The organism is Streptomyces phyllanthi, from assembly GCF_009377205.1.
Taxonomy (GTDB): domain Bacteria; phylum Actinomycetota; class Actinomycetes; order Streptomycetales; family Streptomycetaceae; genus Streptomyces; species Streptomyces phyllanthi.
The window spans coordinates 20,281-37,488 of record NZ_VJZE01000035.1; the positions used below are offsets into that span (position 1 = coordinate 20,281).

10 protein-coding genes are annotated in these 17,208 nt (G+C 71.2%); 1 reads left to right on the forward strand and 9 read right to left on the reverse strand.

Annotation, left to right across the window (positions count from 1 at the left end; translation table 11 throughout):
• Window positions 1-149 precede the first annotated feature (149 nt).
• The 8 genes from tmk to bldG all read right to left on the reverse strand — a co-directional run bounded on the left by tmk (window position 150) and on the right by bldG (window position 13,906).
• The gene (gene tmk / locus FNH04_RS08070) at window positions 150-3,623 is read right to left on the reverse strand and encodes a dTMP kinase (protein ID WP_152781799.1); all 3,474 of its coding nucleotides are present in this window, start codon (window positions 3,621-3,623) and stop codon (window positions 150-152) included.
• Between the two features lie 384 nt (window positions 3,624-4,007).
• A complete protein-coding gene (topA, locus tag FNH04_RS08075; protein WP_152781801.1) occupies window positions 4,008-6,875 on the reverse strand; it encodes a type I DNA topoisomerase in 2,868 nt (955 codons plus the stop codon).
• Between the two features lie 302 nt (window positions 6,876-7,177).
• On the reverse strand, window positions 7,178-7,375 hold the full coding sequence (locus FNH04_RS08080) for a hypothetical protein (protein ID WP_152781803.1): 198 nt from the start codon (window positions 7,373-7,375) through the stop codon (window positions 7,178-7,180).
• Between the two features lie 330 nt (window positions 7,376-7,705).
• Window positions 7,706-9,253, reverse strand: coding sequence for a class I SAM-dependent methyltransferase (locus FNH04_RS08085; protein ID WP_322722741.1), 1,548 nt, complete (start codon window positions 9,251-9,253; stop codon window positions 7,706-7,708).
• 225 nt (window positions 9,254-9,478) lie between these two features.
• On the reverse strand, window positions 9,479-10,072 hold the full coding sequence (locus tag FNH04_RS08090) for a small secreted protein (RefSeq protein ID WP_152781805.1): 594 nt from the start codon (window positions 10,070-10,072) through the stop codon (window positions 9,479-9,481).
• Window positions 10,073-10,266: 194 nt separating this feature from the next.
• A complete protein-coding gene (locus FNH04_RS08095; protein ID WP_152781808.1) occupies window positions 10,267-12,672 on the reverse strand; it encodes a sodium-translocating pyrophosphatase in 2,406 nt (801 codons plus the stop codon).
• A 364-nt stretch (window positions 12,673-13,036) separates the two neighbouring features.
• Complete coding sequence (locus FNH04_RS08100; RefSeq protein WP_152781810.1) at window positions 13,037-13,459, reverse strand: ATP-binding protein; 423 nt, start codon at window positions 13,457-13,459, stop codon at window positions 13,037-13,039.
• A 105-nt stretch (window positions 13,460-13,564) separates the two neighbouring features.
• Window positions 13,565-13,906 carry an anti-sigma factor antagonist BldG gene (gene bldG / locus FNH04_RS08105; RefSeq protein ID WP_005475923.1) on the reverse strand — a complete coding sequence of 114 codons (342 nt, stop codon included), beginning with the start codon at window positions 13,904-13,906 and terminating at the stop codon, window positions 13,565-13,567.
• Window positions 13,907-13,988: 82 nt separating this feature from the next.
• Here bldG and FNH04_RS08110 point away from each other — a divergent pair, with 82 nt between their 5' ends.
• The gene (locus FNH04_RS08110) at window positions 13,989-16,490 is read left to right on the forward strand and encodes a DEAD/DEAH box helicase (protein WP_152781812.1); all 2,502 of its coding nucleotides are present in this window, start codon (window positions 13,989-13,991) and stop codon (window positions 16,488-16,490) included.
• Between the two features lie 190 nt (window positions 16,491-16,680).
• Here FNH04_RS08110 and FNH04_RS08115 read toward each other — a convergent pair whose 3' ends face one another.
• Window positions 16,681-17,172 carry an Rv3654c family TadE-like protein gene (locus FNH04_RS08115; protein ID WP_152781824.1) on the reverse strand — a complete coding sequence of 164 codons (492 nt, stop codon included), beginning with the start codon at window positions 17,170-17,172 and terminating at the stop codon, window positions 16,681-16,683.
• Between the last annotated feature and the right edge of the window lie 36 nt (window positions 17,173-17,208).

Here is a 17,208-nt window from a genome sequence, read left to right on the forward strand (position 1 = left end):
ACCGCCCTTCCGTCGCTCTCTGCCTTGCCGCCACCCATTGTGCGCGAGCCCACTGACAATCACGGCCGACCAGTCGGCAGCACGCTGATCAGCCCTGCTCAGCGGCTGATCAACCGCTCATCGGTCCGGGACGGCCCCGCGCCCCGGCGTCAGCGGCGCCGTCCGCCCCGTCCACGGCCACGGCCCCCATCACGCCCGTCGTCGCCCCTGCTGTCGTCGCCCTCGTAGTCCTCACGCGGCCCCAACAGCTCGTCCGCCAGGGTCGGCAGGTCGTCCAGCGGGGTCTCCTCCGCCCAGTCCGAGCGGCCACGGCGGCGCGGGGTGCCCTCGGCGTCCACCTGGGGCAGCTCGCGCGTACGGTCGTTCGAGTCGCCGGAGGCCGGACGCTCGCCCTGGGCCGGCCGCTCGTCCCGGAAGAAACCGGGCGGCACCCGGTCCGTGGGGCCACCCGGCCCCTTCGCCGACTTCACCCTTGATCCCGATCCCGATCCCGATCCTGACCCCGAGCCCGACCCCGAGCCCGAGCCCGAGCCCGACCCCGAGCCACGCCGTCCCCTCGCCGGAGCGGCAGGAGCACCCGGAGCGGCGCCTTCCTCCCGTACGGGAGGAAGCACGGCCGTCTCGTCTGCCGCCCCGTCCCGCACCGGAGGCAGCACCGCCGTCTCATCGGCCGCACCCTCCGGTACCGAAGGCTTGCGTAGGACCGTCGTCTCGTCCCCGGCGCCCGAAGGCACCGGCGGCTGCGGCAGCTGCGTGGTCGTCTCCGAGTCGGGTTCACCGGGCCGTACCGGCGGCAGGACTGCCGTCTCGTCCACGGGCCCGCCCGACGCGTTCGTGGGCGTCACCACCGGCGTGGGCACCGTCATCTCGTTGTCCGGCGAGGACGAGGCAGACGCCGAGGACGACGAAGACGACCCAGACGACGAGGACACTTCAGACGACCCGGATGATTCAGACGACAGGGGCGGCTTCGACAACGAGTGCTTCTTCTGGTTCGCGGCCGTCCCCGCCGAAGCCGCGGCCGCCGCCTCCGCGGCCACCCTCCGTGCCTCCTCGGCCCGCAGCAACGCCTCCTCGGCCTTGCGCTGCTTCTCCAGCCGGCGCGCCTCAGCCTCGGCCCGCAGCCGGGCCTCCTCCTCGGCCTGCCTGCGGCGCCGGTCCTCCTCGGCCTTGCGGCGCGCTTCCTCCTCGGCGCGCGCCTTCTCCTCCGCGAGAAGCCGGGCGCGCTCCTCCTCGGCCTTGCGCCGCGCCTCCTCGGCCCGTTGCCGGGCCTCCTCCGCCTGCCGCTCGGCCTCGCGCCGCTGGGCCTCCTCCAGCTCGAGCCGCTTGCGCTCCTCCTCCTCGGCACGCAGCCGCTCGAGGGCCTCCTGGCGCTCACGCTCCAGGCGCTCCTCCTCGGCCTTGCGCGCGGCCTCCTCCTCGGCCTTGCGCCGCGCCTCCTCCTCGGCCTTGCGCCGCGCCTCCTCCTGGGCCTTCACCTCGGCCTCGGACAGCGGCAGCATCACGTCGAGCCGGTGGCGGATCACCGTGGTGACGGCCTCGGGCTCCTGGCCCGCGTCCACGACCAGGTACCGCCCCGGGTCGGAGGAGGCCAGCGTCAGGAAACCGGACCGCACGCGCGCGTGGAACTCGGCCGGCTCCGACTCCAGCCGGTCCGGCGCCTCGGTGAACCGTTCGCGGGCGGTCTCGGGCGAGACGTCCAGCAGCACCGTCAGATGGGGCACCAGCCCGTTCGTCGCCCAGCGCGAGATCCGCGCGATCTCGGTGGGCGACAGGTCACGGCCGGCCCCCTGGTAGGCCACCGACGAGTCGACGTACCGGTCCGAGATGACGACGGCGCCGCGCTCCAGGGCGGGCCGTACGACCGTGTCCACGTGCTCGGCGCGGTCGGCGGCGTACAACAGCGCCTCCGCGCGGTGCGACAGCCCGGCCGACGAGACGTCCAGCAGGATCGACCGCAGCCGCTTGCCCACGGGCGTGGCCCCGGGCTCGCGCGTGAGGACGACCTCGTGTCCCTTGGCGCGGATCCACTCCGCGAGCGCCTCGGCCTGGGTCGTCTTGCCGGACCCGTCGCCGCCCTCCAGCGCGATGAAGAAGCCCGAGGCCGCGGGCGCCACCTCCGGGTCGTCCCCGCCGCGCAACGCGTCCCGCAGGTCGTGCCGCAGCGGCACCCCGGAGCGGTCGTCCACCTTGGCGAGCACCAGCGCGGCCACCGGCAGCAGCAGCGCGCCCACCAGCATCAGCGTGAACGCGGCGCCGCCGTGCGCGAACACGAACTTGCCGTTCTCCAGCCGGTGCGGCCCGATCAACGCCGCCACCACGGGGGCGATCACGGCGCCGAGCGCCACGAAGACCCGTACGACCGCGTGCAGGTGCTCGGTGGTGCGGGCCCGGCGGAAGTCCTCGGCCTCCTGGTCCAGCAGCGTGTGCCCGGTGTTCGCGGCGATCCCCGCGCCCACGCCGGCGAGCGCGAGGAGCAGCACCACACTGGTGACGTCCGGCACGAGCCCGGCGGCGAGCAGCGCGATCCCGGTGAAGGCGATCGCCAGGGCCAGCAGCCGGCGCCGCGACAGCGCGGGGAGCACGGACGGCGCCTTGCGGATGCCGACGACCACGCCACCGGTCAGCGCGACGGCCAGCAGCCCGTACAGGACCGGTCCGCCGTCCAGGTCCTTGGCGTGCAGCACGGCGACGGCGACCGCTGCGGCGATGGCGCTCGCGACGGCCGCGCAGGCGAGGACGAGGATCGTGATCGCTCCGGTACGGCCCTTGTCGGCGCCCGTGCCCGTCTTGGGGCGGCGCAGGCCCTCGAGTGGCGACCGCGCGCGCGGGGTGCGCGTGTCGGGCAGTTCGAGGAAGACCAGGACCGAGAGGGAGGCGGCGAACAGTCCGGCCGCGACGTACGACCCGAGTGCCGCCTGGTGCTGGCCGAACCAGTCGATCCCGGCACCCAGCAGACTGTTGAACAGCGCCGTCACGACCAAGGTGGCCGCCGCGAGGGGCACCGCCACGAATCCCGTACGCAGCGACAGGCGCCGCAGCGCGTCCATGTGGTCCGGCAGCGGGCGCACGGTCGCGCCCTCCGGCGGGGGCGCGGGCAGCAGCGCGGGCGCCGCGCTCTCGCGGCACACCGTCCAGAAGCGCTCGGCGACCCCGGTCACGAAGGCGGTCACCAGGAGGATCGCGAGTGCGTTGTCCGGAGTCCAGTCGATCCACAGGGGGGCGACGATCAGCAGCGCGGCGCGCAGTCCGTCCGCGACGATCATCGTCCAGCGGCGGTCGAGCGGGCCCTCCTGTGACGTCAGTGAGGTGAGCGGTCCGAGGAGGACGGCGCCGAAGAGCAGCGTGGCCAGAACACGCGTCCCGAAGATCGCGGCCACGGCGAGGGCGACCCCGCGATAGCCGCCGCCGAACGAACCCTCGGCGATCGCGACCTGGAATGCCAGCACCACCAGGACCAGCAGCGCGAGGGCGTCCCCCACACCGCCTACGAGCTGCGCGCTCCACAGCCGCTTGAGCTGCGGCTGGCGCAACAGGGCACGGACGGCGCGCTCACGAGAATCCGCGACCAGGGCGTCGTCGGGTGCCGGGTGGTGGGCCGTTGGCTGCTCGGCTCGCGTCATCTCTCTCTTCCGTCCGGAGGCCGTCGGATCCCTCTACCGGGTGATGGTACGCGGGCGCTCCGTCACGCTGGTTCGGCCAGGTCCCGGCTACCGGACCTACCCCCGGCCGGCGGGAAGTAACGTCTGTGGAGTCGGCGTAAGCGGCCGTGGAGTGGGCGTAGGACCGTTGGCTGAGGCGTTGGACGGGTACCCCGTCCTGCGGCGGTCGACATTGAAGCAGAAAACCCCCTGACGGGCAGGGGCAAGTCCAGAACCGAACGGGGAGCGAAAACCAAGCTTCACAAGGCCTCTACAAAGTGGGGCCCCGGTATCAACCGGGGCCCCACTTCGTTTGTCTGCTCGGCGCCGGGGTGCGAGGTCACTCCACGCGCCCCCGCACCGTCCTCAGCTCTCCGACGCCGCCGTCTTCTTCGCCGCGGCCTTCTTGGCGGGCGCCTTCTTCGCAGCCGCGGTGGCGGTCTTCGAAGTCGTCGTCTTCTTCGCGGCCGCCTTCTTGGCCGGAGCGGCCTTCTTCGCGGTGGCCTTGGTGGCCGTCTTCTTCGCGGCGGCCTTCTTCGCCGTCTTCTTGGCGGGCGCCTTCGCCCGCTTCTCGGCGAGGAGCTCGAACCCGCGCTCCGGGGTGATCGCCTCGACGCTGTCGCTGGAGCGCAGGGTCGCGTTCGTCTCGCCGTCGGTGACGTACGGCCCGAAGCGACCGTCCTTGACGACGACCGGCTTCCCGCTGACCGGGTCCTCGCCCAGCTCCTTCAGCGGCGGCTTGGCGGCGGCGCGACCGCGCTGCTTGGGCTGGGCGTAGATCGCCTGCGCCTCTTCGAGCGTGATCGTGAAGAGCTGGTCCTCTGACTGCAGCGAACGCGAGTCCGTGCCCTTCTTCAGATACGGCCCGTAGCGTCCGTTCTGCGCGGTGATCTCCTGGCCGTCCGCGTCCGTGCCGACGACGCGCGGCAGCGACATCAGCCTGAGTGCGTCCTCCAGCGTCACCGTGTCCAGCGACATCGACTTGAACAGCGAGGCCGTGCGGGGCTTGACCGCGTTCTTGCCCGTCTTCGGGGTGCCCTCGGGGAGCACCTCGGTGACGTACGGGCCGTAACGGCCGTCCTTGGCGACGATCGTGTGGCCGGTCAAGGGGTCGGCTCCCAGCTCGAAGTCGCCGCTCGGCTTGGCGAGCAGTTCCTCGGCGAGCTCGATGCTCAGCTCGTCCGGCGCCAGGTCGGCCGGGATGTCGGCGCGCTGGTGGTTCTCGGAGTCCTTCTCGCCGCGCTCGATGTACGGCCCGTAGCGGCCGACCCGGAGCACGATGTCGTTGCCGACCGGGAACGACGACACCTCGCGCGCGTCGATCGCGCCCAGGTCGGTGACCAGCTCCTTCAGACCGCCCAGGTGGTCCCCGTCGCCGTTGCCGGCGTCGGCGGCGCCGCCGACGCCGTTGACCGTGGTGGAGCCGCCGTCGACCGGGGTCTCGCCGAAGTAGAACCGCTTCAGCCACGGCACCGCCTGTGCCTCGCCCCGCGCGATGCGGTCGAGGTCGTCCTCCATCTTGGCGGTGAAGTCGTAGTCGACGAGCCGCCCGAAGTGCTTCTCCAGGAGGTTGACCACGGCGAAGGACAGGAAGGACGGCACGAGCGCCGTGCCCTTCTTGAACACGTAGCCGCGGTCGAGGATCGTCCCGATGATCGACGCGTACGTCGACGGGCGGCCGATCTCGCGCTCTTCGAGCTCCTTGACCAGGCTGGCCTCGGTGTAGCGGGCCGGGGGCTTGGTGGAGTGGCCGTCGGCGGTGATCTCCTCGGCCGAGAGGGCGTCGCCCTCGCCGACCTGCGGCAGCCTGCGCTCGCGGTCGTCGAGCTCGGCGTTCGGGTCGTCGGCGCCCTCGACATAGGCCTTGAGGAAGCCGTGGAACGTGATCGTCTTGCCGGACGCGCTGAACTCGGCGTCCCGCCCGTCGGCGGCCGTGCCGCCGATCTTCACGGTGACGCTGTTCCCGGTCGCGTCCTTCATCTGGGAGGCGACCGTCCGCTTCCAGATCAGCTCGTAGAGCTTGAACTGGTCGCCGGTCAGTCCCGTCTCGGCGGGCGTGCGGAAGCGGTCGCCGGAGGGCCGGATCGCCTCGTGCGCCTCCTGCGCGTTCTTGACCTTCCCGGCGTACGTACGCGGCCGGTCCGGCAGGTAGTCGGCGCCGTACAGCTGCGTGACCTGGGCGCGCGCGGCCCGGACGGCCGTGTCGCTCAGCGTCGTGGAGTCCGTACGCATGTACGTGATGTAGCCGTTCTCGTACAGCTTCTGCGCGATCTGCATCGTCGCCTTGGCGCCGAAGCCGAGCTTGCGGCTGGCCTCCTGCTGGAGCGTCGTCGTACGGAACGGGGCGTACGGCGAGCGGCGGTACGGCTTGGACTCGACCGAGCGCACGGAGAACCGGGTGTTCTCCAGGGCGGCGGCCAGCGCGCGGGCGTTCGCCTCGTCCAGGTGCAGCGTGTTCGCGTTCTTCAGCTGCCCGAGGGAGTCGAAGTCGCGGCCCTGGGCGACGCGCCTGCCGTCGACCGTGCTCAGCCGCGCGACCAGGGAGGACGGGTCGGATGCGTCACCGGCGCGGCCGGTGCCGAAGGTGCCCGTCAGGTCCCAGTACTCGGCGGAGCGGAACGCGATGCGCTCGCGCTCCCGCTCCACCACGAGCCGGGTCGCGACGGACTGCACACGGCCCGCCGACAGCCGCGGCATGACCTTCTTCCACAGGACCGGCGAGACCTCGTAGCCGTAGAGGCGGTCGAGGATGCGGCGGGTCTCCTGTGCGTCGACGAGCTTCTGGTTGAGCTGGCGCGGGTTGGCCACGGCCGCGCGGATCGCGTCCTTGGTGATCTCGTGGAACACCATCCGCTTGACCGGGATCTTCGGCTTGAGGACTTCCTGGAGGTGCCAGGCGATGGCCTCGCCCTCGCGGTCCTCATCGGTGGCGAGGAAGAGCTCGTCCGAGTCCTTCAGAAGGTCCTTGAGCTTCTTGACCTGGGCCCTCTTGTCGGCGTTGACCACGTAGATGGGCGCGAAGTCGTGCTCGACGTCCACGCCGAGGCGGCGCACCTCACCGGTGTACTGCTCGGGCACCTCCGCGGCGCCGTTGGGAAGGTCGCGGATGTGCCCCACGCTCGCCTCGACGATGTAGCCGGGGCCGAGGTAGCCCTTGATCGTCTTCGCCTTGGCAGGCGACTCGACGATGACGAGTCGGCGGCCGCCCTTTGCGGTCTCGCTGGTCGGGGACAACTTCGCTCTTCTCTCCGGTCGACGCTGGGGTCTCCCCAGGTTTTCGTCCCGGGGTGGGTCACACCCCCTCGCGGCTGAAGCCTCACAGGAGGCCGAGCCCTCAGCCCGGGGGTCGGGTCATGCTGACGCTGCGGAGTGTGACGGTACATCCCGCCCCCGTGTCAAACGGGAAAAGCCCGCAACGGCCACTCGAACGGTAACCCGACTACCGCCATTCCTGCCGCCCGGAGTGGTCACCTGCCCTTCCACCCCTATCCGGACGGTGACCTCTCAGTTACCCTGTGCCGTTTTCCGGCCACCTTTCAGAGCTGCGCGAAACACCACACCCCTGCCGCCAGGGCACCCAGCGCGGCGACGCCGGCGAGCGCCGCCGATGTGACGGGACGCACACCGTGGGCGACCGGCCGACCCGCGTGCAGCCGGGTCGCGGTCCACGCCCCGAGCCCGGCTCCGAACAGGGCGAACACCGCTCCCGCGAAGATCGCCGGTCCACTCTCCATGTCCCGTTCCTCCCGTCCTGGAATCCCCAGCGACGGGAGGCTGGCACGGGTGGAAAGCGGGCGTGCGAACTCCGGGTGAACGGCGGGCGACCGGTGGCTCAGGCCGAGCCGGACGCGATGGCCTTCCCGCGTCCTCCCGTGTCTTCCCGTGTCTTCCCGGCCGTCCTCTTACCGGTGTCCGAGCTGTCCACAGCGCGACACGAGGGTGGTGAACGCCTCGTTCCGGTCGGCCGGCCCTGGACCGTGAGCTCTGCCCCGGGTGCCCAAGTCGACTCGAAGTCGTCGCTGCGGGGCCGGGCCGTCCCGTGTGCCCTGGGTGTACGGCACACCTCACCCGGCCGGTTCGAGGAACCCCTGCTCCACCAGCAGCCGGATCTGCGCGGGGGTCCGGTCGCGCAGCAGCACCGGGTCCTCGCCGACCAGTTGGGCGATGGCGTCCAGGATCCGGCCCGCGCTCAGCGAGCCGTCGCACACCCCGGCGAAGCCCGCGCCCACCGTGTCCACCTTGGTGGCCCGGCGCATCCCCCGGTTCTGCCGCAGCACCACGTGCTCGGGGTCCTCGGCGCCGGGCAGCCCGACCTGCTCCTGGACGACCTCCTCGACGAGCCTGAAGTGCCCGGCGAGCAGGGCCGCGTCGTCGTGCCCGCGCAGATAGTCCAGCCGCTCGAAGTGCGCCCGCACCGTGTCGCCGAGCGGCTGCTCGACCGGATGCGGCCACTCCTCGACCGTGATCGACGGCGCGGCGGCGGCCGTCCTGCGCAGGGTGATCCAGCCGAACCCGACGGCCTTCACCTTGCGCGCCTCGAACTCGTCCAGCCACGCGTCGTACCGCGCCTGGTACTCGACGGGGTCGGCCCGGTGGTCGCCCGCGTCCCGCAGCCACAACTCGGCGTACTGCGTGACGTCCTGCACCTCGCGCTGCACGATCCACGCGTCGCATCCGCGCGGCACCCAGGAGCGCAGCCGGTCCTGCCAGTCCTCGCCCTCCACGTGCTGCCAGTTGGCGAGGAACTGCGCGAACCCGCCCTCGTTCAGCCGCTCCCCGGCCTGCCGCACCAGCGTGCGGCACAGGTCGTCGCCGCCCATGCCGCCGTCGCGGTACGTGAGCCGGGCGCCCGGAGAGATCACGAAGGGCGGATTGGACACGATCAGGTCGTACGTCTCGTCCTCGCGCACCGGCGCGAAGAGCGAGCCCTCGCGCAGGTCGGCCGCCGGAGCGCCGGAGAGCGCGAGCGTGAGCGCGGTGATGTGCAGCGCGCGCGGGTTGACGTCGGTCGCGGTCACCCGGGTGGCGTGCCGGCCGGCGTGCAGGGCCTGGATCCCGGAACCGGTGCCGAGGTCGAGCGCGGAGGCGACGGGGGTCCGTACGGTGATTCCGGCGAGCGTGGTGGACGCACCGCCCACTCCGAGTACGACACCTTCCTCGCGACTGCCGATACCTCCGGCCCCGCCGACCGCGCACCCCAGGTCGGACACGACGAACCAGTCCTCGCCGTCGGGGCCGCCGTACGGCCGTACGTCCACGGTGGCGGTGACGTCGTCCCCGGCGTCTCCGGCATCTCCGCCGGCGCGCACGAGCCACCCGCTCTCCAGGCAGACGTCGACCGGCAGCACGCCCGCCACGCGCGCGTGCGGCACGGGCTGCTGCAGCAGGAACAGCCGTACGAGCGCCTCCAGCGGGGTGTCCCCGCGCGTCGCCCGCAGCGCTGGCACGGTCTCGCCGCGCGCCAGCGCCGCGTACGCGGGAGCCCCGAGCAGGTCGAGCAGGCCGTCGGCCGTGAAGGCGGCTCCGATCAGGGCGTCACGGAGCCGCGCGGCGACGTCGGGCCGGTCGGCGGAGGGAAGCGAGGGCAAGGAGGCCAGACTGGAGTTGCTCACGGTCCCATTGTGTCGGCATCCGGCGACAGGGCACGCGCACCTGTGGACAACGCGTCGCACACGCCTGTGGACAACCGCGTCACGCACCCCGTCGAACGTCGTACGCGGGACCCGGCACTCGTACGAGAAGGTCCTCGGGGCAAGCGCACGAGAAGAGCTGAGCATACGTACGGAGACGGCCGGGCACGCGCGCGCGTGCCCGGCCCTCGTTCGCCTGACGAAAGATCAGCTCTTGCCGGCCGAGGCCGGAGCGGACGCGCTCTTGCAGCTCCGCTGCTTGGCCATCGCCTGGCCCACCTCGCCCTCCTCGAGCTTGGCGAGCGCGTCGCTGCCGCTCTTGCTCAGCTTCTCCAGCTCGGTGGCGACACCCTTGAGGCCGTCGGCGAACTTCGCCTGGTCCTTGGTGTCGAGGTCGTCCGACTTCTTCTTCAGCCCGGCGTAGGCGGTGGAGAGGTCGTTGAGCTCCTGGACCGCGTCCTGCTGCTTCTTCTTGCCGTTCTCGACGTCCGGCGCCCCGGCCTTGCGCACGGCGGTCGCCATCGCCTTGTAGGCGTCGGAGATGTCCTGGAATGCCTGGGAGTCGACCTTCTGCACGTCCTCCGGCGCGCTGTCGTCCGCGGTCTGCTTCTGGATGGCGGTGTTGGCCGCCGTGATCTTCTTCGTCTGCGGCTGAACCGCGTCACAGACCTGCTTCGCCCAGGAGTTCAGCTTTTCGCTGTTGTCGTCGCTGCTGCTGCATCCCGACAGCGCCAGTACCAGTACCGCACCGCCGGACAGTGCGGCCGCGAGCTTCTTGTTCACCGGATTGGTCCCTTCCATGGCTCTCGGCCCCGGAACATACACGGCGAACGGGCGACACTCCGATGCCGTACGACCGCTATCACATGGTTTGCTGCGCTTCGCACCAGACGAGAGAAGGCTCACGAGAAGGGTGCGCACAGAACGGGGCGGGCGGACGGCACGCCAACACGTGCCGTCCGCCCGCCCCTTGAGCAGGTCCCTTGCGTGGCCTCCTACGAAACCACCGCGGGATCCACCGACTTGGCCGTCCTCTCGGAGTTGTCTTCGTCACCCACGGCGATCCCGCGCCGCTTGGACACGTACACCGCGCCCACGATCACGGCGATCGAGAGAACCGCGATGAGCACCCGGAGCGCGATGCTCTTGTCCTCGCCGTAGCTGAACCTGACCACGGCGGGTGCGATGAGCAGCGCCACCAGGTTCATGACCTTGAGCAACGGGTTGATGGCGGGGCCCGCGGTGTCCTTGAACGGGTCGCCCACCGTGTCGCCGATGACGGTCGCCGCATGGGCGTCGCTGCCCTTGCCGCCGTGGTGGCCGTCCTCGACGAGCTTCTTCGCGTTGTCCCAGGCGCCACCGGAGTTGGCGAGGAACACGGCCATCAGCGTGCCCGTGCCGATCGCGCCCGCGAGGTACGCGCCGAGAGCGCCGACGCCGAGCGTGAACCCGATCGCGATGGGCGCCATGACGGCGAGGAGACCTGGTGTGGCCAGCTCGCGCAGGGCGTCCTTGGTGCAGATGTCGACGACCTTGCCGTACTCGGGCGTCTCGCTGTAGTCCATGATCCCGGGCTTCTCGCGGAACTGCCGCCGCACCTCGTAGACGACCGCGCCGGCGGACCGCGACACCGCGTTGATCGCCAGACCCGAGAAGAGGAAGACGACGGCGGCGCCCGCCACGAGACCGACGAGGTTGTTGGGCTGCGAGATGTCCATCATCAGGTTCATCGGCGCACCCTCGCCGGAGACCGTCTCACCCACGTCACGCGCGGCTTCGACGATCGCGTCGCGGTACGACCCGAACAGCGCCGCGGCCGCGAGCACGGCCGTGGCGATGGCGATGCCCTTGGTGATGGCCTTGGTGGTGTTGCCCACGGCGTCCAGGTCGGTGAGCACCTGTGCGCCCGCGCCCTGGACGTCGCCGGACATCTCGGCGATGCCCTGGGCGTTGTCGGAGACCGGACCGAAGGTGTCCATAGCGACGATGACACCGACCGTGGTGAGCAGACCGGTGCCGGCCAGCGCCACCGCGAACAGGGCCAGCATGATCGACGTACCGCCGAGCAGGAACGCCCCGTACACGCCGAGGCCGATCAGCAGGGCGGTGTAGACGGCCGATTCGAGACCGACGGAGATACCGGCGAGGACGACGGTGGCCGGGCCGGTGAGCGAGGTCTTGCCGATGTCCCTGACCGGGCGGCGGTTGGTCTCGGTGAAGTAGCCGGTGAGCTGCTGGATCAGCGCGGCCAGCACGATGCCGATCGCCACCGCGACGAGCGCGAGGATTCGCGGATCGCCGTCCTTGTTGATGATCGCCTCGTCCGTGACGCCGTCCAGGTCGGCGTACGTCGAGGGCAGGTACACGAAGACGGCGACGGCGACGAGCGCCAGCGAGATCACCGCGGAGATGAAGAAACCGCGGTTGATGGCGCTCATACCGCTGCGGTCGGTTCGGCGCGGGGCCACCGCGAAGATGCCGATCATCGCGGTGATCACGCCGATCGCGGGTACGAGCAGCGGGAACGCGAGCCCGGAGTCGCCGAAGGCGGCCTTGCCGAGGATCAGCGCGGCCACCAGCGTCACGGCGTACGACTCGAAGAGGTCGGCCGCCATGCCCGCACAGTCGCCGACGTTGTCGCCCACGTTGTCGGCGATGGTCGCGGCATTGCGCGGGTCGTCCTCCGGAATGCCCTGCTCCACCTTGCCGACCAGGTCGGCGCCGACGTCGGCGGCCTTGGTGAAGATGCCGCCGCCGACACGCATGAACATCGCGATGAGCGCCGCGCCGAGACCGAAGCCCTCCAGGACCTTCGGCGCGTCGGCCGCGTACACCAGCACCACACAGGAGGCGCCCAGCAGACCGAGCCCCACCGTGAACATGCCGACGACGCCGCCCGTGCGAAAAGCGATCTTCATGGCTTTGTGCGAGACGAGGGTGAGATCCTTTTTCGGCTCGCCCTCGGCCGGGGTCGCCTCGCGCGCCGCTGCGGCGACCCGCACATTGCTCCGTACGGCCAGCCACATGCCGATATAACCGGTGGCCGCCGAGAACGCGGCACCGATCAAGAAGAACACCGACCGTCCGATGCGCTGATTCCAGTCGTCCGCGGGAAGCAGCATGAGCAGGAAGAACACGACGACGGCGAATACGCCGAGCGTGCGCAGCTGCCGGGCCAGATAGGCGTTGGCGCCCTCCTGGACCGCCGCCGCGATCTTCTTCATGCTGTCCGTGCCTTCGCCGGCCGCGAGCACCTGGCGCACCAGAACCCCGGCGACCACCAGAGCGGCCAGCGCGACGACCCCGATGACCATCACGATGAGCCGATTATCGGGGGTCAGTACTGCGGTTGCGAAGGTTGTGGGGTGATCAAACTGTTGAGGGGTAGAAAGCCCCGCCATTCGTCCTCCTTGACGCTTGGGCTGAGCTCAAGATGTGGACGGATTCTAGGGAGCGGAACCTGATCAAAACAGAGCACGGTAAACGGAATTAGCCTTCTCATGCCCATCAGCAAATGATCGCCGAGGAACCACAGAACCCGAAAGCGGTAATGCCCTAAAAGCGTTGACGCTTGATCAAATTACTGATCGATTGATCGTGAATTCCTTCACGAATTCAAGCACATCATCGGAAAGTCGTCGCGGGGTGGCGGGTGATCAAGCGGGGGATCGCCGGAGCGGATCACCGGGAAAAGCAGAAGGGCCCTGCTCAGCAGGGCCCTCGAGCGAGGAGTCGCCGACGGTGCGTACGACGGGGAGGCGTCCGTCAGGGAATCACGACCGGCGGGTTGGTCGGCCAGCTCATGCGGATCTGGCCGCCGTGCTCGTCGGCGGTGACCTCCACGTCGTCGACGAGGCCGCTGATGACCGCGAGGCCCATCTCGTCCTCCTCGAGGTCCGCGTCCTCGGCGCCCGGCTCCTTGCCGCTGAGCACGGCATGCCGTGCCTCGTCACCGACCTCGATGGAGAACAGCTTCTCCTCCTCGATCAGCACCACGCGCACCGGCGCCGCGATACCGCCGCTCTGGTGCAGCCCGACCGCCCGGGTGCAGGCCTCGCCCACGGCGAGCCTCACCTCGTCCAGGACAGCTTCGTCCACCCCGGCCTTGCGCGCGACGGAAGCGGCCACCAGACGGGCGGTCCTGACGTGTCCTGGGACCGCACTGAAGCGGAGTTCAACGGTGGCCATGCATCCCCCTCGCTGCTACGGGCGTGCTGTCGAGGGACCGGGCCGCCTCCGGCCCGGTCCCCCCTCTTGTTGTCTCAGCCGTCATGGGCGCGCGCCCAGGGACGGTCAGTCCGTCGCCGCCACCGCTTCGTCGACCGAAGTGTGGATCGGGAACACCTTGGTGAGACCGGTGATGCGGAAGATCTTCAGAATGCGCTCCTGGTTGCACACCAGGCGCAGGGAGCCCTCGTGGGCCCTTACACGCTTCAGTCCGCCCACCAGCACGCCGAGCCCGGTGGAGTCGAGGAAGTCCACTCCCTCCATGTCGACGACGAGGTGGAAACTCCCGTCGTTCACCAACTCGACCAGCTGCTCGCGCAGCTTGGGCGCGGTATATACGTCGATTTCTCCACCGACCTCGACGACCGTACGATCGCCGACGGTACGGGTCGACAGGGACAGGTCCACGGATCCTCCAGCACCTTGCTAATCGAGCGGTCGTCCCTCGGGACACCTCGGCTTGAGCCCCCAGGACGGTTCGCCAGCCGCGATGGCATTCAATCACTTACCGGCAGGCGTGCACGACGCCTTGGGACCATTGTCCGTCACGCCGGTGACACACTCGGTGCCGATGGCCAAGAATCACCGATCCGATCGATGCCCGACGGACGCCGCTTCCCGCCCCGCACCGGGGGCGGTCCTGGACCGGCTCACCTCCGCGCCGGGCCGGGCTTCGCGCATCACTCATACGGAGCACTTGCCCCCGCGCGACGGCCGCCATGCCGTCTGGCCCGACCGGATCCGCGCGGAGGTCATCGCGGCCGTGCAGGCCAAGGGCATCGAACACCCCTGGGCCCACCAGGCACGCGCCGCCGAACACGCGCTGGACGGCGAGTCGGTGGTCGTGGCCACCGGCACCGCCTCCGGCAAGTCGCTGGCCTATCTCGCCCCGGTCCTGTCCTGTCTCCTCGACGGCTCCGAGGCACCCAACGGCCGCGGCGCGACCGCCCTGTACCTGGCGCCGACCAAGGCACTCGCGGCGGATCAGTGCCGATCAGTGAAGGAAATTTCACATCCGCTCGGCAATGCGGTCCGCCCGGCGGTGTACGACGGCGACACCCCTGTCGAGGAACGCGAGTGGGTCCGCCAGTACGCCACCTACGTCCTCACCAACCCCGACATGCTGCACCGCGGGATCCTGCCCTCCCATCCGCGCTGGTCCTCCTTCCTCCGCGCCCTGCGGTACGTCGTCATCGACGAGTGCCACACCTACCGCGGCGTCTTCGGCTCCCATGTCGCCCAGGTACTGCGCCGGCTGCGCCGCCTGTGCGCCCGGTACGGCGCCTCGCCCGTCTTCCTGCTGGCCTCGGCGACCGCCGCCGAGCCCGCGGTCGCCGCGTCCCGGCTCACCGGTCTGCCCGTCGTCGAGGTCGCGGACGACGCCTCCCCGCGCGGGGAACTGGTGTTCGCCCTCTGGGAGCCCCCGCTCACCGAACTGCACGGCGAGAAGGGCGCGCCGGTCCGGCGTACGGCGACCGCGGAGACGGCCGATCTCCTGACCGACCTCGTCCTGCAGGGCGTGCGCTCGGTCGCCTTCGTACGGTCCCGGCGAGGCGCCGAACTGATCTCGGTGATCGCCCAGGAGCGCCTCGCCACGGCGACGTCAGCGACCGACGCGGCGGGCGACGGCGGGGGCGCCGACGGGGGCGACCGCTCCCTGGCCCGCCGCGTCGCCGCCTACCGCGGGGGCTACCTCCCCGAGGAGCGCCGCGCCCTGGAGCGCGCGCTCCACTCCGGCGAACTCCTCGGTCTCGCCGCCACCACGGCCCTGGAGCTGGGCATCGACGTCTCCGGACTGGACGCCGTCGTGATAGCCGGCTACCCGGGCACGCGAGCCTCCCTGTGGCAGCAGGCGGGCCGGGCAGGCCGCTCCGGCCAGGGCGCCCTGGCGGTCCTGGTCGCCCGCGACGATCCGCTGGACACGTTCCTCGTCCACCACCCGGAGGCCCTCTTCGACCAACCGGTCGAGTCGACGGTCCTCGACCCGGACAACCCGTACGTCCTGGCCCCGCACCTGTGCGCGGCCGCCGCCGAGATCCCCCTGACGGACGACGACCTCGTGCTGTTCGGCCCCGCCGCCGCGGACCTGCTGCCGCAGCTGGAGGCCGCGAAGCTGCTCCGGCGCCGTACGAAGGCCTGGCACTGGACGCGCCGGGAACGGGCCGCCGACCTCACGGACATCCGCGGCCAGGGCGGACGGGCGGTCCAGGTCGTCGAGTCCGGTACCGGGCGGCTGCTGGGCACGGTCGACGCGGGCGCCGCCCACACGACCGTCCACGAGGGCGCGGTCCACCTCCACCAGGGCCGTACGTATCTGGTGCGCGAACTGGACCTGGACGAGTCCGTGGCCCTGGTCGAGCAGGCCGACCCGCCGTATTCGACGGTCGCCCGCGACACGACCTCCATCTCCGTCCTGGAGACGGACATCGAGGTGCCGTGGGGCGCGGGCCGCCTGTGCTACGGCTCCGTCGAGGTCACCAACCAGGTCGTCTCCTTCCTGCGCCGCAAGCTGATCACCGGCGAAGTGCTCGGCGAGACGAAACTCGACCTCCCTCCTCGTACGCTGCGCACCCGTGCCGTGTGGTGGACGGTCACCGAGGACCAGCTCGACGCGGCCCGGATCACCCCGGAGATCCTCGGCGGAGCCCTCCACGCCGCCGAGCACGCGTCGATCGGCATGCTGCCCCTCTTCGCGACCTGCGACCGCTGGGACATCGGCGGCGTCTCGATCCCGCTCCATCCGGACACCCTGCTCCCGACGGTCTTCGTGTACGACGGCCACCCGGGCGGCGCGGGCTTCGCCGAGCGCGCCTTCCACACGGCCCGCGCCTGGCTCGCCGCCACCCGCCAGGCCATCGCCTCCTGCGAGTGCGACGCCGGCTGCCCGTCCTGCATCCAGTCCCCCAAGTGCGGCAACGGGAACGATCCGCTCCACAAACGGGGAGCCGTACGGCTTCTCACGGAACTGTTGCGGGAGGCGCCCGCGGGCTGACCGGATCGCCCGGGTGCCGGTGGAGGGTGCCCGGGTGCCGGTGCGATGCGCCCGACGTACCGGTGCAGGGTCCCGGGTGCCGGTGAAGGGTGCGTGGGTGCCCAGGTGCCGGTGCAGGGTGCCCGACGTACCGATGCGAGGTGCCTGGGTGCCCGGCGTGCTGTCGGTCGTGAGGCCACCGGGGGCCTGTCTACTCGGTCGCGCCCCGCCCCGCGGGCCCAGGCGCGACGGGCCCAGGCGCGACGGGCCCAGTGTGTCCGGGCACGACCGGCCCCGTCGGCCCAGGTACGGCCGGTCCGGGTGCGACCGGCCCCGCCGGCCCTGCTCTCGCCCTGACCTCCGCGCTGAACGGTCCTCTCCCCGCCTCCGCCGTGACGTTCGAGATCTCGCCCTCGATCGCGCACCGCACCAGCCGGGTGTCCTGGGCCCGTGCGACCCGCTCGGCCGTGGCACAGGCCGTGTCCGTGCCCTCCATCCAGTGATCGGCGGCCGCGAGCGCCGCGAGATCGGCCGCCCCGGCCGCACGGTGCCGGATCACGGCCGCCTGTCCCACGACGAGCAGCGTCCCGAAGAGCACACACAGCACGGCGACGGCCCCCACGGTCCAGACGGTCGCGGACCCCCGGTCCGAGCCGCGGCCGATCCCGCGCGATCCGGTCCGGCATGGCCGGGTCCGGCGCAGGCTGCCTTCGTTCCGCCCCCGCGCCCCACGCGGTCC